General features: G+C 66.8%; 24 protein-coding genes. 5 read left to right on the top strand and 19 right to left on the bottom strand.

Translation table 11 applies throughout. The features are described 5' to 3' along the window. The 10 genes from JZ791_RS23795 to JZ791_RS23750 all read right to left on the bottom strand — a co-directional run. The coding region (locus JZ791_RS23795) for an ATP-binding cassette domain-containing protein (protein ID WP_216897422.1) at positions 1-866 on the bottom strand (866 nt) is incomplete at its 3' end. A gap of 4 nt (positions 867-870) precedes the next feature. Continuing rightward, a complete protein-coding gene (locus tag JZ791_RS23790) occupies positions 871-1896 on the bottom strand; it encodes a BMP family ABC transporter substrate-binding protein (protein WP_254206202.1) in 1026 nt (341 codons plus the stop codon). Between the two features lie 23 nt (positions 1897-1919). Continuing rightward, complete coding sequence (locus tag JZ791_RS23785) at positions 1920-2750, bottom strand: nitroreductase family protein (protein WP_216897420.1); 831 nt, start codon at positions 2748-2750, stop codon at positions 1920-1922. Positions 2751-2790: 40 nt separating this feature from the next. After that, the gene (locus tag JZ791_RS23780) at positions 2791-3969 is read right to left on the bottom strand and encodes a questin oxidase family protein (RefSeq protein ID WP_216897419.1); all 1179 of its coding nucleotides are present in this window, start codon (positions 3967-3969) and stop codon (positions 2791-2793) included. A gap of 3 nt (positions 3970-3972) precedes the next feature. Beyond that, positions 3973-5199 (bottom strand): MFS transporter, encoded by a 1227-nt coding sequence (locus JZ791_RS23775; protein ID WP_216897418.1) that lies wholly within the window; start codon positions 5197-5199, stop codon positions 3973-3975. A 322-nt stretch (positions 5200-5521) separates the two neighbouring features. After that, positions 5522-5749 carry a tautomerase family protein gene (locus tag JZ791_RS23770; RefSeq protein WP_216897417.1) on the bottom strand — a complete coding sequence of 76 codons (228 nt, stop codon included), beginning with the start codon at positions 5747-5749 and terminating at the stop codon, positions 5522-5524. Further along, positions 5736-9464, bottom strand: a complete 3729-nt coding sequence (locus JZ791_RS23765) for a non-ribosomal peptide synthetase family protein (RefSeq protein ID WP_216897416.1) — start codon at positions 9462-9464, stop codon at positions 5736-5738. The genes JZ791_RS23770 and JZ791_RS23765 overlap by 14 nt, the downstream gene beginning before the upstream one ends. Positions 9465-9472: 8 nt before the next feature. Further along, positions 9473-10177 (bottom strand): uracil phosphoribosyltransferase, encoded by a 705-nt coding sequence (upp, locus tag JZ791_RS23760; RefSeq protein ID WP_216897415.1) that lies wholly within the window; start codon positions 10175-10177, stop codon positions 9473-9475. Next, positions 10174-10875 (bottom strand): HAD family hydrolase, encoded by a 702-nt coding sequence (locus JZ791_RS23755; protein WP_216897414.1) that lies wholly within the window; start codon positions 10873-10875, stop codon positions 10174-10176. The genes upp and JZ791_RS23755 overlap by 4 nt, the downstream gene beginning before the upstream one ends. Continuing rightward, positions 10865-11854, bottom strand: coding sequence for a pseudouridine-5'-phosphate glycosidase (locus JZ791_RS23750; protein ID WP_216897413.1), 990 nt, complete (start codon positions 11852-11854; stop codon positions 10865-10867). Before JZ791_RS23750 ends, JZ791_RS23755 begins: the two co-directional genes overlap by 11 nt. Before the next feature lie 212 nt (positions 11855-12066). Between JZ791_RS23750 and JZ791_RS23745 the strand changes: the two genes are divergently transcribed. The 3 genes from JZ791_RS23745 to JZ791_RS23735 all read left to right on the top strand — a co-directional run bounded on the left by JZ791_RS23745 (position 12067) and on the right by JZ791_RS23735 (position 15347). After that, positions 12067-13254 (top strand): acyl-CoA dehydrogenase family protein, encoded by a 1188-nt coding sequence (locus JZ791_RS23745; RefSeq protein WP_216897412.1) that lies wholly within the window; start codon positions 12067-12069, stop codon positions 13252-13254. 203 nt (positions 13255-13457) lie between these two features. Then, positions 13458-14060, top strand: a complete 603-nt coding sequence (locus JZ791_RS23740; RefSeq protein WP_216897411.1) for a hypothetical protein — start codon at positions 13458-13460, stop codon at positions 14058-14060. Between the two features lie 648 nt (positions 14061-14708). Then, positions 14709-15347 (top strand): TetR/AcrR family transcriptional regulator, encoded by a 639-nt coding sequence (locus JZ791_RS23735; protein WP_254206194.1) that lies wholly within the window; start codon positions 14709-14711, stop codon positions 15345-15347. 53 nt (positions 15348-15400) lie between these two features. Here the strand turns inward: JZ791_RS23735 and mhpA are convergent, their stop codons facing one another. From mhpA to JZ791_RS23720, 3 genes are read right to left on the bottom strand one after another with little or no spacing between them, the layout of a single operon-like run. After that, entirely contained in the window at positions 15401-17080 is a 1680-nt protein-coding gene (gene mhpA / locus JZ791_RS23730; protein ID WP_216897410.1) for a bifunctional 3-(3-hydroxy-phenyl)propionate/3-hydroxycinnamic acid hydroxylase MhpA, read from the bottom strand. Continuing rightward, positions 17077-18102 carry a VOC family protein gene (locus JZ791_RS23725; RefSeq protein ID WP_216897425.1) on the bottom strand — a complete coding sequence of 342 codons (1026 nt, stop codon included), beginning with the start codon at positions 18100-18102 and terminating at the stop codon, positions 17077-17079. Before JZ791_RS23725 ends, mhpA begins: the two co-directional genes overlap by 4 nt. An 11-nt stretch (positions 18103-18113) precedes the next feature. Further along, positions 18114-18974: an alpha/beta fold hydrolase gene (locus JZ791_RS23720; RefSeq protein ID WP_216897424.1), complete on the bottom strand. Its 861-nt coding sequence runs from the start codon at positions 18972-18974 to the stop codon at positions 18114-18116. Between the two features lie 480 nt (positions 18975-19454). Between JZ791_RS23720 and JZ791_RS23715 the strand changes: the two genes are divergently transcribed. Then, positions 19455-19988, top strand: a complete 534-nt coding sequence (locus tag JZ791_RS23715; RefSeq protein ID WP_216897409.1) for a VOC family protein — start codon at positions 19455-19457, stop codon at positions 19986-19988. 561 nt (positions 19989-20549) lie between these two features. On the opposite strand, the gene JZ791_RS46095 is transcribed toward JZ791_RS23715, so the two are convergent. The 6 genes from JZ791_RS46095 to JZ791_RS23690 form a co-directional block, all read right to left on the bottom strand. After that, on the bottom strand, positions 20550-20675 hold the full coding sequence (locus JZ791_RS46095; RefSeq protein ID WP_256461940.1) for a hypothetical protein: 126 nt from the start codon (positions 20673-20675) through the stop codon (positions 20550-20552). A gap of 7 nt (positions 20676-20682) precedes the next feature. After that, on the bottom strand, positions 20683-21021 hold the full coding sequence (locus JZ791_RS45230; protein WP_254206193.1) for a DUF6247 family protein: 339 nt from the start codon (positions 21019-21021) through the stop codon (positions 20683-20685). A gap of 347 nt (positions 21022-21368) precedes the next feature. Next, complete coding sequence (locus JZ791_RS23705) at positions 21369-21830, bottom strand: SRPBCC family protein (RefSeq protein ID WP_216897407.1); 462 nt, start codon at positions 21828-21830, stop codon at positions 21369-21371. 80 nt (positions 21831-21910) lie between these two features. Next, positions 21911-22588, bottom strand: a complete 678-nt coding sequence (locus tag JZ791_RS23700; protein WP_254206199.1) for a class I SAM-dependent methyltransferase — start codon at positions 22586-22588, stop codon at positions 21911-21913. Between the two features lie 180 nt (positions 22589-22768). Further along, positions 22769-23698 carry a 2-deoxy-5-keto-D-gluconate 6-phosphate aldolase domain-containing protein gene (locus JZ791_RS23695; protein ID WP_216897405.1) on the bottom strand — a complete coding sequence of 310 codons (930 nt, stop codon included), beginning with the start codon at positions 23696-23698 and terminating at the stop codon, positions 22769-22771. Positions 23699-23995: 297 nt separating this feature from the next. Further along, complete coding sequence (locus JZ791_RS23690; protein WP_216897404.1) at positions 23996-24538, bottom strand: TetR/AcrR family transcriptional regulator; 543 nt, start codon at positions 24536-24538, stop codon at positions 23996-23998. A 120-nt stretch (positions 24539-24658) separates the two neighbouring features. Here JZ791_RS23690 and JZ791_RS23685 point away from each other — a divergent pair, with 120 nt between their 5' ends. Continuing rightward, on the top strand, positions 24659-26101 hold the full coding sequence (locus tag JZ791_RS23685) for an aldehyde dehydrogenase (RefSeq protein ID WP_216897403.1): 1443 nt from the start codon (positions 24659-24661) through the stop codon (positions 26099-26101). Positions 26102-26216 lie beyond the last annotated feature (115 nt).

The following is a 26216-nucleotide window of genomic DNA, read 5'->3' as shown; positions in this document are numbered from 1 at the left end:
ACCCCCGCCACACCGACGATCTCCCCCACCCGCACGGTCAGCGACACACCGGCCAGGGCGGCGCGGCCGGGTCCGGGCGTGACCACGCCCTCGACGGTCAGCACCGGGTCACCGGCGGGACGGCCCGCCCTGCGGGGACGCAGATCGATCTCTCGTCCGGTCAGTTGCCGGGCCAGCTCCGCGGTCGTCGTCTTCGCGACCTCGGCGTCGAAGACCCGCCGTCCGTCGCGCAGCACGACGACTCTGTCTGCGACAGCGGCGATTTCGTCCAACTTGTGCGTGATCAGCAGTACGCCGTGGCCCTGCTCGGCGAGCCTGCGCAGCACGACGAACAGGGCGCGGGCCTCCGACGGCGTCAGCACGCCGGTGGGCTCGTCGAGTATCAGCAGCTCGGCCCGGCGATAGAGCGCCTTGAGGATCTCCACCCGCTGCAGCACCCCTACCGGCAGTGCGCCGACCGGCTCACGCAGCGGCACCTCCAGGCCGTATTCCACCGCGAGCGCGGCCACCCGGCGCTCGGCGCCCCGGCGGTCCAGCACTCCCCATCGGCCGGGTTCCGCGCCGTACACGATGTTCTCCAGCACCGACATGTCCGCGAACAGCTGAAAATGCTGGAACACCATCCCCAGACCGTGCGCGATGGCCGCGGCGGGCGATCGGAACGCCACCTCGCGGCCGTCGATCAGGATGCGGCCGGAGTCGGGCCGGTGCACCCCGTACAGAATCGACACCAGCGTGGACTTGCCCGCGCCGTTCTCGCCGATCAGGCCGAGAATCTCGCCTCCCTGCACGGTCAGCGAGATCTCGTCGTTCGCGAGCACCGTGCCGAACCGCTTGGTAATCGCGTCCAGGGTGAACGTGTGCATCGGTTCAGTTGTCCTTGTGCGGCACGGTGATCCGGCCCGCGATGATGTCCTCGCGCACCTGGCGAACCCGGGTCAGCACGTCCGGGTGTCGCAGTATCGCGCAGCCGCTGCCGGCCGCGTCCGCGGTCAGGCTGGTGACGGTCGAGCCGTCCTCGGCCAGTCCGAACGCGGTGGACGTTCCGCCCGGCCTGCCCTGGTGAATCTGGGTCAGCAGATCCAGCACCACCTTGTCGACCCGCTTGATGGCGTTGTCCACGATGACCCCCGGCGCCTGCGGGCACTGGTTGACATCGACGCCGTAGGCCAGCACGTGGTTCTGCGAGGCGGCCTCGAACACGCCGCCGTTGCCGCCGCCGGTCACCCCGTAGATCTGATCGACGCCCGATTGAATCGCGGTGAGCGCCAACTCCTTCGACCGTGCCGGATCGCCGACCGCGTTGGCGCCGCCGACGAACAACTGGGTGTCGGTCACCTGCGGGTTCACGCTGCGTGCACCTTGCGCGAACGCGTCGGACCAGCGATGGAAGAACGCGGAGTCGATCGCCGCCACCGTCCCGACATGCCCGCTGCGATCCAGCAGACCAGCCTCCACCCCCAGCAGATAGGACGGCTCGTACTCCTTGAACGTGCCGCACCGCAGATTGGGCGGGATCTTGGCCGGGCACGAATCCACGAGCACGAACTGCTGATCCGGGTACTTCTCGGCGAATTCCGTGACCAGGTCGTTGAATTCGTAGGTGATCAGCACGATGGCGGTCGGCCGGCGCTGCACGGCGGCCTCGAGATTCGACCGGCGTGACTGCTCGTCGGTGCTCTCGTAGGTGCGCGCGCTCTCGCCCAGTTGCTCGGCGGCCTGCTCCGTACCGGTCTTGCCCAGTTGCAGGAACTGGTTCTGGCCGATGGGCGCGTCGGTGATGTAGACGATCTCCTTGGCGCCGGAGTCGGCGGCGTCGCCGCCGCACCCGGCGACCGCCGCGAGCAGGGCCGCGGCCGCCGCGATCGCGGCTGTCCGGAGGATCGGTCGAATCATGAGCACGGTGTTCTCCTGCGACGTTATCTGAGCTCGAAGCCCTGGCGGTGGAAGGTGTTACGGATGCCCTGGCGACCGTGCAGGCTCTCGGGTGTCGAGATCCGGCCCGCCAACCGGTTTTTCACCCAGTCCTCCGGAAGCTCCTGCTCGCGGTAGTAGGCGTTGATGCGATCCAGATAGTCGGCCACGTCGGCCTCGGCGGGCGGGGTGTAGGTGTTGCGGTGCACGACCACGCTCTGGCCGTACCGCGGTTTGATATCGGCCGGGTCCGCGGGATCGGGAATCCCGATCGCGAGCCCGTACACCGGAAAGGTCCACTCCGGCAGTCGAAGCGCCTCGATCACGTCGTCGATGTTGTTGCGCAGCGCACCCACGAAAGTGATTCCGTAGCCCAATGATTCGGCGGCGACCGCGGCGTTCTGCGCCGACAGCGTGACGTCGACGATGCTCGATATCGTGCTGTCCAGGTACGAGGTCGCCTCGATGGTGTGCCCGTGCGCGCGGGCGAGCGCGACGTTGCGCGACCAGTCGGCCACCCACACCAGGAATACGGCTGCGTCGAGCACCAGTTGCTGCCCGCCCGCCAGTTCGGCCAGCCGGGCCCGCAGTGCGGGATCGTCGATCACCACGACGCTCGTGAACTGGAAGTTGGCCGACGTCGACGCCGACTGCGCCGCCGCGAGGATCAGGCCCAGCTCCTGTTCGCCGATCACTCCCGGCAGGTAGCGGCGTACCGTGCGGTGCCGCAGCAGCACCTCGAGCGCCGGGTTACCCGACGTCTCGGCGCGCGGCCCGGCCGGTCCGTACCGCTTGTCCAGCTGTTCCTGTAGCTCGCTCGGGATTACCTCGGTCACCGATCATTTCCTGTTCTGTCGATCTGCGTTCTGGGACGGGTCATTCGGTCGGTGGCTCGGCGAAACTCGGTGGCAGATCCGGCGTCCGGGTGAACTGACCGGCCGCGTGCCGATAGGCGATCCAGTCCAGGTCGTTCCACCACTGCCGCAGCACGAACACCAGCTTCGGGTTGTGTTCCTCCTCCTCGAGCCAGGACCGCCGCGCGATGATGTCGAATTCCGTTGTCGCGTACTCGGAGCGGTCCGGTCCGGAGGATGCGTACAGCTCGGCGAGCTTGCGCAGCTTGCCCGGCGACGGGATCTTCCGCTCGGCGGCGAGGATGATCCGCGCTCCCGCCCAATACAGGTCGTAGAGCTCGGCGGACTGCTCGGAGTTCAGCAGTTGCGCGACGACCTCCACCGCGAATAGTGACGTGATCAGGTGCAGTACGACGAAGTCGCCCGGGTCGGCCAGGTAGAGCAGGGTGACCGTACGGCGAACCGCCGAGCGCCGGGCGTCCGGTGCGAGCGTGAGCGCCCACGGGGCCGCGTCCGCGAGTTCGGCGATGCCACTGTGCGCCACTGCGGCGACCCTGGCCTGTAAACCGGACCGGTTCAGTTCGGGATGCAGCTCGGTGACCGCGTCGGTGTCGCCGACGACCGCCTGCACCGCGGCGCGGAAGCTGTCGTCGTGGGCCCAGCTCCGGCTCAGCGCGAGCACGGAATCCCACGGCGTGCTCGCGCCCGCTGGCCGTTGGGCGCCGCCTACCACCGGAACGAACGAGAAGGCAAGGTAGGCAAGCGCTTCTGCGGTCATACCAGGATGCCTGGCCCAGACCGCCCAGCCCAGATGGATGGTGGCGTGGGTGAACGCGCCGATCCAACCGCGCAACAGTTCCGGCGCGTAGCGCGCGACCGCGCCGTCGATCCCGAGCCGCGCGACCTCGCCGTCGAAGAACGCGCTGTAGGCGCTGAAGTACTTGCGCGCCCCGAGAAAGTCCCGCCAGGTATCGGAGTCGATCGGCCGTGCCGACTCGCGTGCGGGTTCGAGCGGATATCCGTAGGCGGTCAGCTGAGCATAGTTCTTGTAGTAGTCGCGAATCAGCGACTCGGGCGCACCGAGTGCGGCCAGTGCGACCACCGCGTGTTTGACGTGATTGGTGAGATGCCCGTTGAATTCGATGTGGTGACTGCGGTCGTCGAGCAGATCCGCAACACCCGCCACTGTGTCGGCCGGCATGTGTCAGCGCCTCTCTGTCTGTTCGTGTGTCATCGAATTCGGTGCCGCCGTGGCCTTTTCCGGATTTCCGGTGGCGAATCCGACCACCGCCTGCAACACCGCGATGGCCAGCAGCACGCCCAGCGGTACGCCCCAACCGTCGGTGAACCGGCGGATCAGGCCGACCGCGTACGGCCCGGCGGCGGCGATGAGATAGCCGATACCCTGTACGGCACTGGACAATTCGATCGGCCGCGCAATCGCGCCCGCACGCACCGTGACCACCGTCAATGCCAGGGAGAACACCGACAACCCCGTCCCGAGCACCACCGACCACACCAGCGGCGCCGCGGCCGGGGCGATCAGGAACCCGAGAACACCCGCCACGGTGCACAAACTGAATCCCGCGAGCCAGCGCGAGGGGTGCGCCGAGGCCGTCACCAGCGGTGGTACCAGGAAACTGATCGGCACCGCCGTGCAGGTGAGCAGCCCCAGATACCCACCCGCGGCTCCCGCGCTCACACCGGCGTCCTCGAGTACGGACGGCAGCCACCCGATCACCACGAATGCGACCATCGCTTGCAGCCCGAAGAACAGCGCCAGCACCACACTGTTCGTCCGGCGCAGCACCGCAAGAGGATTGACCGTCCGACGAGCTTCCACCGGCTGCACATCCCCGCCGCCCAACGGCGACCGCCACAGCGCGAAGATACCGACCACCGCAACCACTGCCCACACCGCCAGCGCCCACCGCCAGCCACCCAGAACATGCGACAACGGCACCACCGCAACAAATCCCGCCGCCGAGCCCACCTGCAGCGCCGTGGTGAACGTCGCCACCAGCACACGGGTGTGCTCCCCGACGCGCACAACCACTGGCAACAGCACCGCCAACAGCCCCACCCCGATCGCCGCCGCGAACGTCGCGACAACGAAGACCACCAGATCCCCCCACGGCCGCACCGCAAGACTGACCCCGGTCACCGCAAGCGATACGAACAGCCCCGCCCGCAAGGAAATTCGTGCGAGCACAACCGGCGCGAGCAAGCTCGTCATCGCAAACGCGATCACCGGCGCGGCAGTCACAACCCCCGCCGCACCCGCTCCCGCACCAAAATGCCCGGTAACCGCGTCCAGCACCGGCCCCACCGAGGTAATACCCGGCCGCAGATTCAACGCAACCGCCGCCACCGCTGTCGCCAGCGCGACAAGCGCGACCGGCCGCACAGACTCCGGATGCCGACTAACCATCACGCCACCCCACACTCACCAGCACTACAAACGCCACCAGACCAGCGCGCTCCAGATGCCGAATCACCACTGAGCCCCCACAACAGCCGCCAGCGCGACAAGTAGCACTGGACCAGCGGACTCCAAGGCCGGGTAGTCATCGGACTCTCACCATCGCGACCAGGCCGACGTTCTCCAGACACCGCATCGCCGCACACCACAACAGTCGACAGCTCGACGGGCGTCACCGGATCGACGAGACTCGCGGGACGGGTTGCCGTCGAACTCTTACCGACACGACGAGCTTCACCGGGACGACGGATTCGGGGGTGCCGGGTCATCATCAGTAGTCCGGTGAGCGCAGGGGCGCGGCGCCGGCTCGGTCGGTGATCAACGGGCGGTAGACGCGTTCTTGCCAGTGGTCGGGGTTCACCGGGGCGAGGCCGATCGAGACTGCGCCGTCGCGAACTCCGAAGGCGCGCGTTACCGCCGCGACGATGTCCTTTTCCAGTCGTTTTCTGGTCGGCTCGGTCAGATCCGCTGGGAAGTGGGAGATCTCAACGTGTGGCATGTGGCACCAACTCCTGACTCATGCTGTGTTCCAGGACTGCCGCGGCGATGTCGAGTGCACCGGCGGTCACGATCTCGTAGTGGTGGTAGGGCAGGTTGCCGACCGGACGGACGCGCTCGCGCAGCGGGACGACCGGGATGTCGGCGAAGCTCGGTCCGTCACCGCGCGCACGCAGGAATACGCTGTGGTCCAGCAGATCCGGATCGACGGCGCTGGGTTCGGAACGGAAACGGTAGGTGTGTTCGACCACCGCGACGATCCGTTTCACGATCTCGCGCCCGAAGTCCGGCACCCGCTCGGCGATCAGATCCACGAACTGCTCTCGCGTGGTGACCAATTCGTCGAGTTCGGCCGTGAACGGCGGATCGATGCGCCCGCTGAACACCGACGCCAGCACCCGCTTGAAATATCCGGTGGCGTAATCGATCTCGCCGGTGTCGGGCAGCCCGGCCAGCACCGGCGATCCGGGCGCGATCAGCACCAGCACCTCGACCTGCCGCCCCGCCGCGCGCAGTCGATGAGCGACCTCGGTGGCGATCCGGGCGCCGAAGGAGTATCCGACGATGCGCAGCGGTCCGGCCGGCCGAAGCCGCTGTACCTCGGCCACGTCGTCGGCGATCAGGGCCGCCAGATCACCGTGCGGTGTCTCGCCGACGTTGAGCCCTCGGGCCTGCATCCCGTACACGGTGTGACCGTCCTGCTCGAGCTCCCGGGCCAGGGTCCGCAGGCTCATCGGATAGCCGCCCAGCCCGGGCCACAGTACGGTCGCGGCGGTCGATCCGGTCCCGGCCAGCGGTATCAGCCGGGACACGCGTCGATCCGGCGTTTCGATTGTGGCGGCGGCCAATTCGGCCAGCGTCGAATGCCGAAAGAGGGTCTGCACCGGCAGATTCACCCCGAACCGCTCGGCCAGCGCCCGCAGCAGCCGCAGCGCCGACATCGAGTTGCCGCCCTGGGCGAAGAAGTCGTCCCCGCGGTAGACCGGCTCGTATCCGAGCACCTCCGCCCACACCTGCGCCACGGCGCGCTCGCGGCCGGATGCGGGCGGATCGGCCTGCCGCTCGCCGGCGGCGAGTTCGGCCGCCAGCCGGGACAGCGCACTGCGATCCTGCTTCCCATTCTGCGACAACGGAATACGGTCCACGACGTGAATCGTGGCAGGTACCATGTAAGCGGGCAGGACGGAGCGCAGGTCCTCGACGAGCAGTTCCTGCGGGCCCTGCATGTGCACGACGTCCTCGCCCATGCCGGTCGCGGCGAGTTGCTCGTCGCTCACCTGCCCGGCCAGCGCGAAGTAACTCAGCGACCGCAGCCCGAGGATATCGTCGAAGCGCCGGGCGGACGGCAGGTCCCGGCCGGTCAGCGAGGCATAACCCGCCGACATGAAGCCCAGGTTGGCCGCGGCGCCCAGTTGTTGCAGATGCGCAAGCGCCCGGCCCAGCGCGGTGAAACCGGCCCAGCCGCTGTCCGGGGTGGTCGTGAGCATCACCGCGAAATCGGAGCCGTCATAGCTGCGCTGGTTGATGGCGATCACGTGGCGCCGCTCGATCTTCTGCTCGGTGACCGGACTCAGCCCCGCGCCGGTGAATCGATAGATTCCGGGCCGGGCCCCAGCCCGGTCGCCGTGCACCTGTACCCAGGCCGTCACCGGCGGTTCGAGCCCCGGCCCCGGCACGACGCCGAGCTGAACCGACGCCGTCACGATGCCTTCGCCGATGCCGGAAACCGGTTCCGCGCCAACCGGACCCACCTGCCAGCCGAATTCGGCGGCTACCTCGTCGAGTACCCCGAGCAGGTGTCCGGCCTCGAACTGCAGCACCTCCCGCACATTCGTGGCATAGACCGATTCGATCACCCGCGGCAGGCCGACCAGATGCAGCCAGGTTCCGGCCCGCTCGGCGTCCGCGACCCGATACAGCGCGTGCCGCAACGGATGGAAATAGTGGACACCGGCGGCGATTCCCGCCGAGCCGTCCGTTTCGAGGTAGATCCGGGTGGCGTTCAACGCACCGGGCGAGGCGTAGGAATATTTGGGCAGCAACCGATCCGGGCTCTCGAATGGCCCGAACCAGCGCAGTAACAGGCCCAGCCGCTCGGCGTCGGGCGCGGACGCGCAGGGCTGCGGCGGTGTGCGCTCGCGCCAGCGGCGCAGTAACGCCTCGACCCGGTCCGGTGACACCGACGCGGCCTCGAAGGTCCGGTACGTCTTGCGCGCGAAGACGCGACGCCGCTGTTCGGCGGTCGGTTCGGCGCCGGCCAGCGCGATGCCGGGCGCGTCGCCGACAGCGAGGATCCCCAGGTTCGACAATTGGGCGGTCACCTGAGTGCGGGTCGACTTGGACCGGTGGTGACGGGCCGCCTCGCCCTGATCCATCAGCGGCGCCTGCTCCGGATCCAGCTCGACGAAACCGGCCAGCTGCGCCGTGCCGCGCGTGGTGATCCACGGAACCACGGCGGCCGCCCGGACCCAATCGTGGGATTCGATCCAGAATCGGACCTCGGTGGTCTCGATGCGGTAGCCGTTGATCTTCACCTGGTCGTCGGTCCTGCCCAGGAACTCCAGTACGCCATCGCCGTTGCGGCGCACCAGATCCCCGGTGCGGTACCAGCGTCCGGACTCGCGCTCGACGAACCGCTCCGCGCTCGCCTCCGGGCGGTTGCGGTATCCGTCGGCCAGCTGTACGCCGCCGATCAACAACTCCCCCTCGGCCGCCGGTGCACCCGACTCGTCGATCACCAGCAGCAGGCACCCGTCCACCGAGCCGCCGATCGGAACCACGTCCGTATGCGACAGATCCGCGGTGGTGAAGTCGAACCAGGTTGCGTTGATGGTCGTTTCGCTGGGGCCGTAAAGGTTCACCTTGCGCACACCCGGCGCCATCGCCTGCAACCGGCGGGCCACCGCGGCCGGCAGCGCCTCGCCGCCGCTGGCGATCGTGCGCAGCGAGCGCGCCGACGCCAGCGCGGGCAGGGCGGCCAGTTCGGCCCAGGCGGTGGGCACGCACTGCAGAATCGTGATGTCGTGCCGGACAACCTGATCCAGGATCGCCTCGGGGTTGGCGTGGGTGTCCGCCGGCGCGACCACGACGGTGGCGCCCACGGCGTTGGCCAGCAATTCCCATTGCGCGGCATCGAAACTCACCGGCGACTTGAGCAGGATCCGCGCACCGGGACCGAGCCCCAACTCGGCGCGCAGCCAGCTCAGCTGGTTGACGATGGCCCGGTGCGGGATCACCACACCCTTGGGCGATCCGGTGGTGCCGGAGGTGTAGATCGAATAGGCCGTTCCCGTAGGCGACCGCGGATCATCGAGCGACAGATCAGATCCCGTGGCTCCGATCGGGTACGTGCGCACGGACGCCGGGAGGATCCGGCGCGCCCGCTCGTCGGTGCCGGCGTCCGTCACCACCGTTGCCACATCGGCATCGGTCGCCATGTACGACAGCCGCTCGGCCGGATAGTCCACCGCCAGTGGCAGATACGCGGCTCCGGCACGCAGGATCGCCCAGACCGCGACGATCAGGTGCACCGACGGTTGCATGAGCACGCCGACGGTGTCGCCCGGCGCGACCCCCGCCGCTCGCAACGCCACGGCCGCGGCCTCCGATCGAACCGCCAGCTCCTGGTAGGTGAGGGTTGTCCGGTCATCCACGCAGGCAACGGCATCTGGCGACGCGGCGACGCGTTCGGTGAACAGATCGACGAGAGTACGCATGCCGCTCCTCATGCCGTCGCGGTCGTGCCGTGGTATCGGTCGCCGAAGTCGCCGATGCCCGGTCGCATGAATGCCTGGTCGGTCAGGGTCTGGTCGATATGCGAGGTGACGATCCTGATGTCGGGCCGTCGCGACAGCACCGCGGCCAGGGCCTCGGGGCAGGTCAGCACATTGACGACCAGAATGCGCGACTCCTCGACACCGGCGGCGACCAATTCGTTGATCGCGGTCAGCAGCGTCCCGCCGGTGGCGATCGTCGGGTCCAGCAGCAGCACCTCCTGGCCCGCGATCCCCGGCGGCAGCTTGCGGTACAACAGTTCCGGCCGCTTGGTGACAGGGTCGCGTTGGATCAGGATCTTGCCCAACCGCGCATCGGGCCGGATCTCACGCAGCCCGTTCTCCAGGGCGTCTCCGGCACGGGGAATCGTCACCGCGTACAGGGTTGTTTGCGCCGCCGCCACGCCGTCGTAGACGAATCCGGTGGGTGTGGTCACCGCGTGGGGCCGGTATTCGAGATGCGACAGCGCGGTTTCCAGCAGCAGCCGGATGATTCGCCCGGTGGTGCGCACGAACAGCTCCTGCCCGGCGGCGGCGTCACGCGCCTGGGTGTGCAGCGCGATCAGCCCCGGTTCGGCCGGCAGCACGAACAGGTTGGTGCCGAGGTAGCGGTCGAGATCGACCGGACCGGTGTCCGGACGGGTCCAGGTGGTCATGGCCGGACTCGCTTTCGGTTTCGGGTGAGCAGGGTATCGACGACGTCGTCGAAGGTATGGGCGACGTAATCGGGTGCGGTCGAGACGATTTGATGGGCCGAATACACCCCGTAGGTCACACCCACGGTGAATGTGCCCAGCGCGTCGCCCAATTCGATGTCGGCGGCGGTATCACCGATCACCGCGCCGGCGGGCCCGGCATCGGCCAGACCGAGGGTCCTCAGCGCCAGATCGCCGCTGGCCCGGTGCGGTTTCGGATGGTCGACGTCGTCGGCGCCGACTACGGCGCCGAAATTGTCGCGGATGCCGGCGGCCTCCAGGATCAGTTCGGCGCTGACATGCTTCTTGCTGGTCACCACGGCCAGGGCGAGTCCCGCGCCGGCAAGCCGGGTCAGCCCGCCCAGAACCCCGGGGAACACAAGGTCGGCCGCCTTGGGCACGATCACCTCGCGATACCGGGTCAGATACTCGTTCGAAACAGCCTGTGCGGTAGCCGAATCCACCGCAGAACCGGACAACGTCGCCGCCATCTCGGGCAGTGGCCGCCCGACCAGCCGGCGCGCGGCCTCGACGCCCGGGTCGGCGCCGGTCACGGCCTCGACGGCCGCCGCGAACTGCTCGGCGATCGCGCTCGGGGTGTCGAGCAGGGTGCCGTCCAGATCGAACAGCAGTGCGGAGGAGCGGGTTTCAGCGGGCATCGACTACTCCTGTGGCCAAGGCCGCGCGGGCCGATTCGATCTCGGCGGCGGCCGCGGCGGTGCTGATCAGCACCGCGCGATTGGCGGCCGAGGCGTCCCCGCCGGTCGCGGCGTCGACCGCCCGCAGGACGAAGGTGGTGACGGCCGGTCCGGTGATCCGTTCGGCCTCGGCGCGCGCCAGCGCCTCCTGGATCGCCGCCTCGATCCGGTCGCCATCCAGCGCATCGGCCTCGGGGATCGGATGGGTCACCAGCACGGAACCCGATCCGCCCAACTCCAGGTGCAGCCGCGCCGCCTCGGCGATCTCATACGGTTCATCCAGGCGGACCTGAGTGCGAAAACCGCTGTCGCGGCAGTAGAATGCCGGGAACTCGAGCGATCGGTAGCCGATCACCGGGGTGCCCTGGGTTTCCAGGAATTCGAGGGTCAGTCCGGCGTCGAGAATCTTCTTCACCCCGGCGCACACCACGATCAACCGGGTGCGGGCCAGCTCGGTCAGATCCGAGGAGATGTCGAAGGTGCTCTGCGCGCCGCGATGCACGCCGCCGAGCCCCGCCGAAGCCACCGTCGCGATGCCGGCCCGATCGGCAATGGCCATGGTCGCCGAGATCGATGTCGCACCAAGTGCCTTGCGTGCCAACGCTACCGCGATATCACGACTGGTCACCTTCGCGGCGGCATTGCCCGCAGTGGACAGAGTCTCCAGTTCGGCTGCACCGCAACCGATCACGAACTGTCCGTCGGCGATCGCGACGGTCGCGGGCACCGCGCCGGCCGCGCGCACGGCCTGCTCCACCTCGAGCGCGACGGCAAGGTTTCCGGGTGAACGAAAGCCGTGGGCAACAACATTGGATTCCAACGCCACCACCGGCCGGCCCCGGACGAGGGCGTCGCGGACCTCGTCGGCGAAGCGGAACAGTGGCGACCCGAGAGCCGGGGTTCGCAGGGCTGGGGTTCGGAGAGCAACGACATCCGACACGCGCATGACGTCCTTCGCAGTGGTGAGCGGGGTTCAGCGACCCCCTGTGCGCCTCCCATGGTGCGCCGCCCGACCGCCCTACCCCACCGTTGCGACCACCGTGAACATATCCCTTGCAGTAGGTCAACGGCACCGATACTACAAATGAACTGCCCCAGTACTACTTTCGTGCGTCGATTCTCGAAATGCCGCACACGCCTGGAGAGGTGCCGATGACTGCAATCGACGAACTGCCCGCCCGGTTGGCCACGATCACCGCGGTAGCGCGGGAACTGGCCGAGGAGGCCGTGATTCGCGATGCCGAGCACATCCTGCCGACGGAGCAACTACGGAAACTGCTCGACGCCGGGGTCGGCGCCCTGCGGGTACCGGTGGAGTTCGGCGGCTCCGGAGCCTCGGTGCGAGCGCTCGCCGACGTGCTGATCGACATCGCGGCCGGCGACTCCAATCTCGCGCAGATCTTCCGCGGCCACCTCGGTCTCACGGAGATCCTGCGTTTCGCACCACCCGGCCCGGCGCGGGAGACGCTGCTCACTGCCGCCGCGACCGGCGAATTCTTCGGACCCGCCGGCGCGGAACTCAATACCGCGAACCTCTCGGCGCTGAGCACCAGCCTGGTCCGATCCGGCGACCACTACCTGCTGTCCGGCCGCAAGTACTACACGACCGGCAGCCTGTATGCGAATTGGCTCAACGTGCTCGTGCGGGAGGGCGGTGAATTCGTCTCGGCCATCGTGCCACGCGAACGCGCCGGGATCGCCATCGTCGACGATTGGGACGGGTTCGGCCAGCGGCTCACCGCCAGCGGCACCGCCGTCTTCGACCAGGTCCGTGTCGATCCGGAATACCTTCTGCACCATCGTAATCCACTGGCCAACGACTATATGGAGGCGTTCTACCAGTTCGTCCACTCCGCGACGCAGGCCGGCATCACCCGCGCGGCGGCCGACGACCTGGCCGTCCTGGTCCGCGGCCGCACGCGCTCCTACCCGCTGGCCTCGACGCCCGACCCGACCGCCGACCCGCAGGTGCTTCAGATCGTCGGCGAGGTGTGGAGCAAGGCCTACACCGCCCGCGCCAACGTGCTGCTCCTGGCCGATTCCCTCGACGAATTCCACACGGACCCTTCCGCGCAACGCGCCCAGCGCATCCTGCTGAATTCGGCCGCGACCCAGGTCGTCACCACCGAACTGGCCGGTGCGGCAATCTGGCAACTGTTCGACGCCGGTAGCGCCAGCGCCGTGAAATCCGGCCTCGCCCTCGACCGTCACTGGCGCAACGCCCGCACGGTCTCCTCCCACAATCCCCGCATCTACAAGGCCACCCTGATCGGCGACCATGCCGTCAACGGCACCGCACCCCGCAGCTACCTCAACAGCGCGGCCGAGCCGGGGGCGTGATGACGCATGGGGCGTGCGCAACATGCCCGGCGAGACGGCATCCTCCTGCGCCGCACCGAGGTAGCCACCACATTCAGCATGATCGTTTGGGGCACAGCTGAATCAGCGAGACCTTACGGCCGTTGGCGAGATAACGTCGCCACATGGGGATTCAGCCGCATCGGGTTCCGCCGGGCCTGAGCCTCCGCGCGGAGAGGTTTCTCATGGCTGACTGTCACCGCGACGAGCGCCCGTCGGTGAGTCGGATGCGCGGGCGATGGCTCGAAATAGGTGTTCCCGCAGCGGAGATCGATCGCACGGAAGAGTTCGACCTGCGCTGGGGTGGGCTTGCGTTGCCACCGTTGCCGATGGATCTGTACGAGGGCGGCCCGCTGTGCCTGAAAGCCGACCTTCCGGAGCAGGATGATCGCGGTGAGTGGTACTTCGGCGCGGGGGACGCGGCGACGGCCTGCGACATGTGCTTCGAGATCAGCCCGACCGATGAGTTCGGGATCCGGCGCGGGGACCGGTTTCATCCGGTCCACGCCTCGGTCGCAGGCTGGATCGAGGCGGTAGCGCTGTCCTACTTCGCGGCCGCCGCGGCGACACGGATTACCCAGCTCACCGGTGCCGAGGTGGATCAGGTATCCCTCGATGGGCACACACCGATCCGGGAGACCGCCGGCATCGCCGACACGTGGTGGCGACGTGGTGATCAGCTTGTTGCGCTCTACGATGGAGAATCTCGCTGCTTCAACATTCCGGAGTGGCGAACAGCCATCATCTACGACGGAGTACCTTCCGTCGCACCAATTCTGGCCCGCTGAAGACCTCCGGACACTTTCTCCTACCTCGGTAAGAATTCCGGTGGCGCGTGTCGAAGTACGCTTGAACACACGAAGCCTGAATCCACTGACGCGGGGTTTCGTGCGCCCGAAGTAAGCTGATGAATCCTGGTCTAGGTGGACGAAGTCGGCGGCGTCCTTGCCGGCCAAGAAGGACACTCCAGGGTCGGACACCGACAGCGCTTGCGCTGCGATGCCGTAATAGTCCATGAACGCCAGTGCCTGTTCAGGCGACCAGTCCGGGGTGGGGTAGCCGCCGATGGTGAGGTGGCCGTGTTCGAGCAGCGTTGTCCGGTATTCGGGCGGCAGGAAGTGCGCATGCAGGTCGATGCGGTAAGAACCGGCCGGCGCGGGCCGTCCCGATCGGCTCGGGCGTGCTGAGCCGGCTGCGGATGTCGTAGCTGCGGCGCCTGCCGGTGTCACGGCCGCAGCCGCGGCAGCAAGTGTCAGTGCGGCGCTGCCGCCCAGGATGCGGCGGCGGCCCATCGGCGACATCGATATCGGGTCCTGCTCGGGCATAAGAGTTCTCGCTTTCCTACGGGGCGTTCGGCGCGGGAGGTGTGGTCATGAAATCGCTGCTGATCATTCCATCAGATATGATTTCGGAAACACTCTCATGGAGTAGGGCCGATGACTTCCGAACCAATGACACGCAACCGCGTCGACCGACGTCGCGAACGCACGCGCAACGCCCTGCTCGGCGCGGCGCGCAAGTTCTTGTCCGAGGGCCGGTCCACGGTGAGCATCCAGGAGATCACCGATGCGGCCGACGTCGGTTTCGGCTCGTTCTACAACCATTTCGACTCCAAAGACCAACTGTTCGACGAGGCCGTGCGCTCGGCCCTGCAGGTCTACAGCGAGATGCGGGACGGCATCGTGGCGCTCTACGACGATCCGGCCGAGGTATTCGCGGTCAGCTTCCGCATGACCGGTCGGATGCAGCGCCAGATCCCCGAGATGATCCGGGTGATCCTGAATTCCGGCCTGTCGGTGCTGCTGCGCGACGAGGGGCTGGCCCCGAGGGCCCGTCGCGACATCGTCGCCGCCCAAGAAGCGGGGCGCTTCGAACCCATGGACCCAGATATGGCCGTGATGGCCGCGGGCGGATCGCTGCTGGGACTGTTGCAACTGCTCGATGCCCAGCCAGGCGCCGATGCGGGCGCATTGGCCGACGAGATGACCTTCCACATGCTGCGCATGTTCGGCATGAACAAGCGCAGCGCGCAGAAATTGACCAGCACTACCCTGCCGCCGCTGCCCCAGATCTAACCGCCGCGGCGCCCGACGAGGTGGCAGCGCCACGGCGGGGCGGCGTCCCGACGTCATCCGGCCCGGCGGCCGGCGAGCTGGGCAAACAGCTCAGCGACCAATCGGCCGCCGCCGTCGGCGGCGATACCGAAGACATACCGGTCCGGGCGCAGCAGCAGCAAACCACCGCTGCGGACACAGGCTTTGGCGAACCATCGGGTCAATGCGCGGGTGTGGTCCTCGACATCGGCGTAGTCCGCTCCGGCGGCACGGCCATCGCCCGGCACGCCCTGCGGTCGTCCGCCGATCGGATACACCGTCACGAAGCGTGTGCCCAATGCCCGTAAGGCGGCCACATCGGTCTCGGTCAACGCGACGCGCGGATCGACGCCATAGCCGACGACCGAAAAGCCGATGCCCAGCACGTCATCGAACCGGCAGTGCCGGCCGTCATAGGTCCGCACTTCCGGCTGAGGCACGAGGGTGCCCTCGGCTCCGCGCAGCCCGCGGCGGGGCAGCCCCAGATACTTGCCGCGGCGGAAGCGCGGTGACGGCTTCATCTTCGCCCCGCGTATCCATCCGCCGATCCCGGGTAGCCGAAGTGCCGCGCCGAGTGCGATATCACGGCCCGCGGCAACGAGTTTGCTGTCGACCGAGACCAGCTTCTTGTTGAACACCGACAAGTCGATCATTGCCTTGACGTGCGGACGACGCTCGGGTTCGTAACTGTCCAGAACCTCCGGCGCGGCACCGTATTTCACGATTGCGGCAAGCTTCCACGACAGGTTGTCCGCGTCGCGCACACCGGAATTCATGCCCTGCCCGATGAACTGCGGTGTCATGTGCGCCGCGTCACCGGCCAGCAGGATCCGCCCGTCCCGCCATCGCTCGGCGATCACCGCATTGAACGTGTAGACGAGCTTGCGCAACACCTCCACCTCGTCCGGGTCGACGAATCGGGCGATGTGGCGGCGCACGGTGTCAGGGTCCTCCATCTGCTCCTTGGTCTGATCGTCGCTGAGCATGAACTCGAAGCGGTGATGCCGGCCCGGCTGCGGACAGGACACGATCGGCAGTTCGGGATCGCAGACGAAATCGAAATAGGGCAGGTGCCGGAACGCGTCGACACCCGCACGCGCCCGCAGATCCACCACCAGCCAGCGTTCCGGAAAACTGGTGCCCGCCATCTCGATTCCCAGCTGGGTGCGCACCACACTACGGCCCCCGTCGCAGCCGACCAGAAATTTCGCCCGTACTCGTTCGGCGGTGCGCGGATCGGTATCGGGAGCATCCTTGCCGTATCCGGTACCGCGACAGAGCGCATGATCGATGCTGACCCCGAGGTCGTCCTGTTTGAAGTCGAGCATCTCGCGGCCGCGGAGGACCGTGACCCGCGGGTACCGCTCGAGAGCTCGTTCGAGCGTGTTCTCCAGGTACGGCTGGTACAGGAAATTGACCACCGGCCAGCCCAGCGGTCGATCGGTCCGATGAAACTGGACCAGCACTTTCCCGTTTGCGCGCACCCACTGCACGGTCGAGTCCACGTTCATATCCGCCGCGAGTTCATCAGCGGCACCGGCAGTTTGGAAGACGCGCAACCCCTCGTCGTCGGTGTATACCGCACGCGCCAGCCCGTAGAACTCCGGCTCGCGCTCGAGGACCAGCACGCTCAGTCCGCGCCGACCCAGCAGATTCGCCAGGGTCAGCCCGGTCGGTCCGAGACCGACGACCACGACATCGTAGTCCGTACTCATCGCCGGGGTCCTGTCTGCAGTTCGGGAACGGTTATTTCGGGTTCGGCCGCAGCGCGCAGGGCCTGACGGAACCGCACGAACTTGTCCAGCACCGTCTCCCCCACCGGTGTGTGCCCCCAGATGCTGATGCTCGGATAAGTCGCAGGCTCCCAGGTGGATTCACACTCGGGACCGATCACGACCGGATTCCATCCGACCTCGAGCTCGAAGTCGGAGGGGGTACGGCAGTAGAAGGACAGTTCGCGGTCGTTGGTGTGCTGGCCGACCGACCATTGCATCCGGAATCCGAGATCGGTGACCCGCTCGAACGCGGCGAGCATATCGTCCAGCGTCGTGGACTGAATATTGATGTGCTGCACCGACGTCCGAATCGGATCGAGTTTGATCCCGCGAATATTGGCGATGGCGATCGAGTGGTGCCGCTCGTTGACCCGCAGGAACCGGATCTTCATCTTCAGGCCCGAGATGTTCTCATCGACGTAGTCGGTGAGCCTAGAATCGAAAACGGTGTGATAGTAGCCCCGCATCGCGTCGGGCTCCCGGGACAGGATCGCCACGTGCCCCATCCCGGCCTCGCCGGTCACCCATCCCGAGCTCAGCATCCGCAGCGGTTCGGGCATCGTCACCGGGACTGTGAAGATCTCCTGCGCAATCCCTTTGGGCCCGGCGAAGCGCCACAACCGCTCCACCCCGCGCAGCGCCGCCTCGTGTGCGCCGCCCTCCACGACCGGGACACCGCGATCGGCCACCCGGGCCACGATGCGGTCGAAGGTCTCGTGGTCATCGACCTGCCAGCCCAACGCGGTCACGTCCTCGGCCGGCCCGCGGCCGATAATGAAACGGGCGGCCCGGTCATCCAGGCGGAACCGCAGTGCACCGTCCTCGGCGTCGTCGACGTGCATGCCGATCGCGTCCGCGCCGAACCGGCGCCACTCGGCAATCCGATTGGATTGCACGACAACATATCCCAGATGAACCGCACCGAACACCGACCGATCGCGCGTCAGCCCGGGCGTACGCATCGATCGCTCACTCACGATTTTTCCTCGAGGAACGCGGCGGCCACGGAGTTGAACAGGTCCGCTCGCTCCCATTGCACCCAGTGCCCGGTATCGGCGGCCAAGTACAGATCGCAGTTGGGCATCGCGGCGGCGAGCATCCGGCCCCCCTCGGGGCGGTTGACTTTGTCCTGCGCACCCCACATCACCAGGGTCGGGTGGGCGACCTTACGCAGCCGGGCGTCCCGGGTGAAATCCATCCGCCACACAGTGCGCAGCGCCAGCGGGCCGGACGGACGTCGCAGCGGCGGATTCGCAACGACCTCGGGATCGAGGCTGGCCTGATAGCGCTGGTCGATGACCTCATCGGAGACGGCAGTGCCGTCGAATACCAGATACTCGCGAATGAACCGTTCGAGCTTATCCCGGCTCGGGCCGCTGCCGCCGTAGTACGCGAGCAATTCCTGCAGGCCCTTGGTGGGCAGCGCACGGGTGGTCCCCACACCGCCGGGCCCCATCAGGACCATCCGGCCCACCTTCTCCGGTCGATCCATCGCCAAACGCAGCGCGGCAGCGCCGCCGTACGAATTTCCGACCAGATGGGCGCTGGGCACCTCGAGCTGGTCGAGCAGGCCACCGACCGAGCGGGCCAGGTCGCCGAACGGATCGGACTGATCGAGTTGCTTCGAAGACCGGCCATAGCCCGGCATATCGGGCACGATCACGCGAAATCGCTGCGCGAGCACCTCGACGTTGCGCGAATAGTTGGACCACCCCGAAGCGCCTGGACCACCGCCGTGCAACAGCACCACCGCCGGACCGGAACCCGCCTCGCCGACGAAGATCTCACGCTCTCCGACTCGGACAGTCCGCCCAGCCCCGACGCTCTTGCCGATAGATGTCACAGCTACCTCCACGACTGTAGTTGATCAAATCATCAGACACGATCAGGTTCTCCGTCAAGAGAAAATGATGAAAACGTCAGAATCGATGCCGCGGCCGTGCTCGACCACAGCTTCGAGCAGCCGGCGCATTCGGTCCAACCCGGCGGCACCGGTGTGCCGGGATCGCGGAACTTCCATGCCGTTCAGTTCGCCTCATCGCCCTCGTAGCACCCGGGCCTGCCGCAGCCGCCATCGCCGGCTTTGCCGCGCTGTCGTGCATCACGTCCATTCGTGTCTGCCGCGCACACCTGTGTGCCTTTTGTACGACTCTCCAAATCGGCGCATGATGGCGTTACAGACAAATCGTAAGAATTGAGGTCAGAGCCATGAAGGCGAGGTGCATCACAGAACGCACATGAACCTCGGGCAATTCGACCTGACACGTCACGACCTTTCCCTTATCGAAGACAAGCCTTCAAGAGAGGTACATTCATGGCCATCCATCGGCTGAACCATGCTGTTCTGTACGTCCGGGACGTTGCGCGCAGCGCCGCCTTCTACCGAGAGGTCCTTCATTTCGAGGTCGTATTCGACATGGGTGCGAAAGCGGTTTTCCTGCGGGCCGACGGCTCGACGAACGATCACGACCTCGGATTGATGAGCGTCAGCGCACAAGGCGGAAACTCCACAGCGGGAACCGGTACCGTCGGCCTGTACCACTTGGCATGGGAGGTCGAGACACTGCGCAACCTCGACGAACTGGCGAAACGACTCACCGACGCCGGTGCCCTGATCAGTGCGATCGACCACAACACGACGAAATCGCTCTACGCTCACGACCCGGATGGCTTGGAGTTCGAAATCGCCTGGATCCTGCCATCCGATCAGTTCGACGAGACCACAAAGACCCCATACATCGACACCCCACTGGACCTCGAGCGCGAGATCGCCCGTTATGGCGCGGACACTCCCGGTGGCTACGGCGTCAGCCGGGCGCGACCTCTGATGTCAACCGGGGCCGAGTAGGTCGGGGACTGGCGCGGTGGCGTAACGCTCGGATTCCGGCCCCGGCCGCCTTGAACCGTGCATGCGGTTCTGGTGAGTGGCTGGAGGAATCGCACCCTCCCGCCCTCGTAGCGCACCGGACAAACCGACCTACATCCGCGCCAGCATTCAAGCGGTCCCCGAAGCGCGTGGGTGCGCTGACTATTGAGCGCTTCGCTTTGGCCGGCGGCCGAGGAGACTCCATACATACCAACACCACCCATCCACGGGGTGGGCCTGACCGCTGGTCCGCCAAGCGATGAGGGCTAACCTCATTCACATGGACACTCCCAAAGTGCCCAAAGGTGTCAAACCCCTCCGGACACAGTTAAGCAGGCCGTCATCGCTCTCACTGGCAGTGACACCACCGGAAGGCGCTGCGCCAGCAGTGGCGTCCGCACTGCAAGGCGGTTGTCAGCCGACCCAGGTCACACTGACCACGACCACGCGGCGGTCCTGTTCCAAGACCACGTACACGACCAAGCCTCCACCGTCTGGACCGAAGATCATCCTGCGCATGGCACCGTCGGGTTTGTCCTCCCGTTAGGGAGGCCCCTCCCACGGGGTCAGCTCGAGGAATGCGATCAGCTCCGCGTAGTGCACCAGTACGTCTGTAGGTAGGCCGTCGACCTGTGCGCGTGCATCATCGACGATCTCGTAGCGGTACATCCCGGCCTTATCGGCCGAGTTTGGCGTTGATCTCCGCTCGGTGCTCGGCCGCACCGATAGTGGGCACAGCGTGGCCCTGTTGGAGATTCTCGACCTGCGCGAGCATTCGAAGATGGTCGTCTGCGCCGTGGCGTTGGGTGGTTTCGGCTATCGCGCTGAAGGTGGCTAACACTGCCAGCACACCCGTCAGGTCCAGTGACTCGGCCGCGCTGGCCATTTCCTGGCCGTAGCGGCGAGCGAACTCTGCTTGCTCGTCGCCGACCAGTGCATCGTGGATGGCTCGTGGAGTCGAGGCAGCGACAAACGCGGGACGCGCTGATGATCTGAACAACTCGGGTGATGCCATGCCACCAACCATAACCCGTGCAGGCCCTGCCTGAGGGCAGTCCCCATCACCGAAACACCAGACAGGCGGGGATGTCCTCACGCTCCAGATACGGGTAATCCGTGAGGGTCGAGCCTCGGTCTCACCAGCGGCCAGCGGTTCCAGCACGTCTCCTACTCGGATCCGCAACCCGCGAATGCAGGCCCTGCCGCCGAGTACCGAAACGGTCAACCGACCACATGCCCCACTTGTGGAGGTCTTGCACGGGCCGCCGCCTCACGCATCGACCACGGCCGATCGAGGCTACCGTCACCCGCATGAACACCCGCAGCCTTGCTGCGGGACGGAAAGCTGTGTCCGAGTCCTTGCTACTGCACGTTCCTGGCGAGGATGCCGAGAGTCGCGCGCAAGGCCGCCTCCGGAATCACCGGGAAGATGCCCGCGGCCCGGTATCGTTCATCGATCTGGCTCCAGTCGTAGTAGGACGTCACACGGGTGCCGGCCTCGCTGGGCTCGAGTCGATAGCCGTACAGATGCTTGATCGGCGGCTGGATTGCGCCGGAGATCGTCCATTCGATGAGGGCGTCCTGCTCGAATCGGGTGATGATCACCGTCACGTCGTACTTGCCCATCGGGAGGTCGCCCAGCGCCTCCCGGTCCATGTGCACGACGAATTCGTCGCTCACCTGTCGCACCGGAGCGCCGTCGGCGGATTGGAGCATCCCCGAACTGTCGATCGCCACGTGACCACGGGGGTCACACAGTAGCGCGAATATCTTCGCCGGATCCGCCGCGATCTCCCGCTGGACCTCGAACCGCTCTGTCGTCATGGTCGTTACCCTGTCATACGGCTCGCTCTCGCGTAAACCGTGGACGCCCATTCTTCGACGCACGTTCAGCGACGGTCCGATCACCAATCACCGAGAGTCCGGCCCGATACGATGTAATAGGAACCACCCAGATACCATGCGAGCTTCGCGTTCATCAGATCCGAATGTACGGATTCGGCGAATGCTCGGCTGCGCGCCAAGCTGCGGTGGGTATTGCCCGCTATGAGATCGATCAGGGTGTTGAACGGGTTCAGAAATGCTTTTCGGCCGGAGAACGAACAGACATCACCGATGACTATCTTCCCGTCTTTGCCAACGGCATTCTTCAGTGTGCGGAAGGCTTTGTCGGGCTCGCCGAGGATCGACAGGCCCAGCGTGCATATCCCCGCGTCGTAGGACGCTGGCGGGACCAGGCTCTCCGGCAGTGCGGTCACGTCGCCTTCGAACAACTGGACGTTGGACCAGCCGTTGTCCTCGATCCTGCGCTGAGCCCGTGCCAGCATGCCACCCGACCAGTCGATGCCGAGAATTTTCCCCTCCGGGCCGATGCATTTCTGGATGAAAGGGAACTCCAGACCCGTCCCGCAGCATAATACGATGACGCGATCGCCGGGCTCGAGGTTCAGCTCGGTCACCGCCATCTTCTTGAAGGGAATCATATGGCGTTGCCCCGAGTCGTAGAACGACGATACATGGTCATAAACAAAACGGAACATCCGTACCCATTTTGCGCTGATTGCGGGAACGTGCGAAGTCATGATCACCACTTCCGCCGATAATCTGTCACGTAGCGAGAGGATATATCCCGGTTGAACCTTCATCCGCGTGTCGCGGTGCGTTTCATCGCCGCCTCGTCATCGCCACCCCGCCGGTCACCCGGTGCGTGACCGCCGTGCGCTGGGGGTCGGTCGGCGACCGCGCCACCGGGGCGATCCGGATCAGGGCCGCCAATGTTCGACGAACCCCAGGTAACGTTCGGCGATCCGAGCCCGCGCCTCGTCGGCCGCTTGCCTGCCGCGGTCCGACGCCTCGTAATCGCGGATCGGGTCCTCCCAGATGCTGCGGCCGATCGCAAAGCCGACGAAACCCGGTACACCGCAAGCGATATCGATCCAGCGGTCGAGGCGGTCGGCGGGCGCGTCCCGGCCCAGCACGATCAAATCGGCGATGTGCCCGCCCGCGACGGCCTGCTCCGCCACCTGCCGCGCACCCTCGACGGTGTCGAAACCCTCGACCTTCCACAGCGCGGGCCGCACCTCGTGTATCTGATTGTCGGCGATGACCCGCGCTACCAGGGCTGGACGTAGATCCCGGTCGTACCGGTCGGTATCGCCCCCGACGCTGCCCAGTTGCGCCGGGGTCGCGGGCACCAGCAGCTCGTAGAGCATCGGCACGCCGATCTTCCGCAGCCCGTCGCTGACCACCGCCAGGTCCGAGAGCTGTTTGCGGCGACTGTCCGCATCGAAGTCGGGGTTGTCGCGGACCAGCACCTTGGCGTAGTCGGGCCGAATCCGCTCGACGTGTTCGAGCCACTCGTCCCCGAAGGCCAGCGTGAACCATTCGTGCCCGCTCGCCTCGACCGGCACCGCCAGCACCACCGACGTCCGACGGGCCACCGAGTCGATCACCGCCCGGCCGTACTGCTCGTCGACCAGCAATCCCGCCCGACCGATCGTCAGCCGCTCGGCCGCGGCCCGCAATCCCTCGAAAATCAGCTGTTTGGCGGACCGCATCGCGGCCCCCTGTTTCGCATCCGGCTGGTCGTTCACCACGCCGAACAGGGTCTTGCCGAACGAGTCGCGATGATCCATCGCCATGATCATCAACGGATCGTCGTGCCGAGGCCGCCATCGCGATGTGGCTGTCACACCGCGGGACGCTACCACCGGCAGGAGCCGGCCGAGGGGAATCAGCCGCACCAACACCTGGCTGTGATCGGACGGGGCGCACGGCGAAATATGCCCAGATCAGCGCGTATTTTCCCGAAACCAGGTCGATAATGATATGGCGTCCCGGCCGACGATCTTCCCGGTCCCACACGCGATTCGGCCAGATCAACGAGCGTTCCGGCAGTTCACGCATATTGGCAGCTCATGCCGGTATGCAGGCAATGCCGCGCGGCAACGTGCGCGAACTGTTCACCGAGCGTAGCCGCCGCCGCCGGATCAGGCCGTGCCGACGCCGCGCAACAGTGTCTCGACGACGAGATCGGCCCCACGCGCCGCACTCAGCTCCGGTAACTGCCGGATCAGCACGTGCACGAGTTGCGGCAGCACACGGGCGGCCCAGTGCTCGGGGAGGCCGGGCCGAAGCAATCCCGCATCGGTGGCGCGGCGCAGGAAGGCATCGACCTCGCGGGCCGATTCGTCGCGCCGGGCGCCGATGGCCGGGTCGGCCAGCATGCGGTCGAGGTCCACCGGCCAGCGGCGATTGACCTCGATGACGTTCTCGACGTAGCGGTGCAGTGCGACGGCGACGGGCGCCTCCCGCAGCCGGGCATCCGCGATCGCCTGCTCGATCGCGTCGAGGCGGGCCAGGTAGACGGCCTGCTCGAGCTCGTCGCGAGAGGCGAAGCGGCGGTAGACGGTTCGGCGGTCTACACCGGCCGCGGCGGCGATACTCGCGATGGTGGCCGACGGATCGGTGGCGAGCACGCGTGCGGCGGTGCGCAGGAGCGTCTCCAGGTTGCGCTCGGCGTCTGCTCTCACCCCGCGAGCATAACCAGTCGTGTGGAGCATGGGTCGATTACCAGCACTTGGGAATAGCAGTAGTATCAATAAGTGCTACACAAGCGTGACAGATAGTGAAGAGGTTCGGAGGAACAGACGATGATCACCTATGACCGGCTCTACCTCGCCGGTACGTGGACCGCCCCGAGCGACCCACACCTGCTGGACATCCGCTCCCCGCACGACCGGTCGGTGATCGGACGCGCCGCCCAGGCACAGCCCGCCGACGTGGACCGCGCGGTCGCGGCGGCCCGCGCGGCCTTCGAGAACCGCGTGTGGCGCGACACTCCCCCGGCCGAGCGCATCGCCGTCCTTCGCCGCCTCGCCACGCTCCGCGAGGAGAATGCCGATCGAATCGCCGACCTGATCACGCTGGAGAACGGTTCGGCCTCCTGGTTCACCCGCGCGGGCCGATCCGGCCTGACCCGGCAGGCGAACGCCTACCTGCGCGCCGCCGAGGAATTCGCCTGGGAGCAGACCCTCACCCCGACCGAGCCGGACGCGCGCACGCGCAGCCTGGTACGCCGCGAACCGGTCGGCGTGGTGGCGGCCGTGATCCCCTGGAACTCACCGTTCTCCTCCGCGACCTCGAAGATCATCCCCGCCCTGCTGGCCGGAAATTCGGTGGTGCTCAAGGTCTCTCCGGAGAACTCCCTCAGCATGGGCCTGCTCGCCGAACTCGTGGACCGGATCGGATTGCCCGCGGGCGTGCTCAGCGTGCTGCCCGCCGACCGGGAGACCAGCGAGTACCTCATCTCGCATCCAGAGGTGGACAAGATCGCGTTCACCGGATCGACCAGCGCCGGCCGCCGCATCGCCGCCATCGCGGGCGAACAGCTCAAGCGAGTGAGCCTGGAACTGGGCGGCAAATCGGCCGCGGTGATCCTGCCGGACGCGGACTTGGACGCCGTCATGGCGGGACTGAAGTTCGGATCGCTGCTCAACAACGGCGAGGCATGCATCGCGCAGACCCGAATCCTGGCGCCCCGCAGCCGCTACGACGAGATCGTGACCGCGTTGGGAGCGCTGGTGAGTTCCCTGCGCGTCGGCGATCCGCGGGATCCCGACACGTTCATCGGCCCGATGATCCGGCTCGAGCAGCAGCAGCGCGTCCGTGACTACATCGAGATCGGCATCCGCGAGGGCGCGCGCGTCGTCTGCGGCGGACCACAGGTGCCTCCGGGTCTGGAGGACGGCTTCTACGTCACCCCAACGGTTTTCGCCGACGTTCGACCGGATATGCGGATCGCGCAGGAGGAGATCTTCGGCCCCGTCCTGGTCGTGATCGCCTACGACGACGTGGCGGACGCGATCCGCATCGCCGACGATTCCGAGTACGGCCTGTCCGGCGGCGTGTGGTCGGCGGACACGGACGCCGCCCTGGCGGTGGCGCGCCGCATCCGCACGGGTACGGTCACCGTCAACGGCGCGGCGATCGGATTCGACGGCCCCTTCGGCGGTTTCAAGGCCAGCGGGATCGGACGCGAGTACGGCGCGGTCGGCATCGGCCAGTACACCGAATACCAGACGATCACCGTCTGACGCCTCGGCTCGGGGAGTGTCTTAGCCCGGAAGCAGCGGCGCATGGCAGCTCGACCTCACATCCCAGCCCCGAACTCGCTCCCTCCCAGCGAATTCCGCGAGAAGTGCCAGGGCT

Origin of the sequence: Nocardia alni, assembly GCF_019038435.1 — a bacterium.
GTDB classification, from domain to species: domain Bacteria; phylum Actinomycetota; class Actinomycetes; order Mycobacteriales; family Mycobacteriaceae; genus Nocardia; species Nocardia alni.
This window is presented reverse-complemented; position numbering and strand designations above follow the sequence as displayed.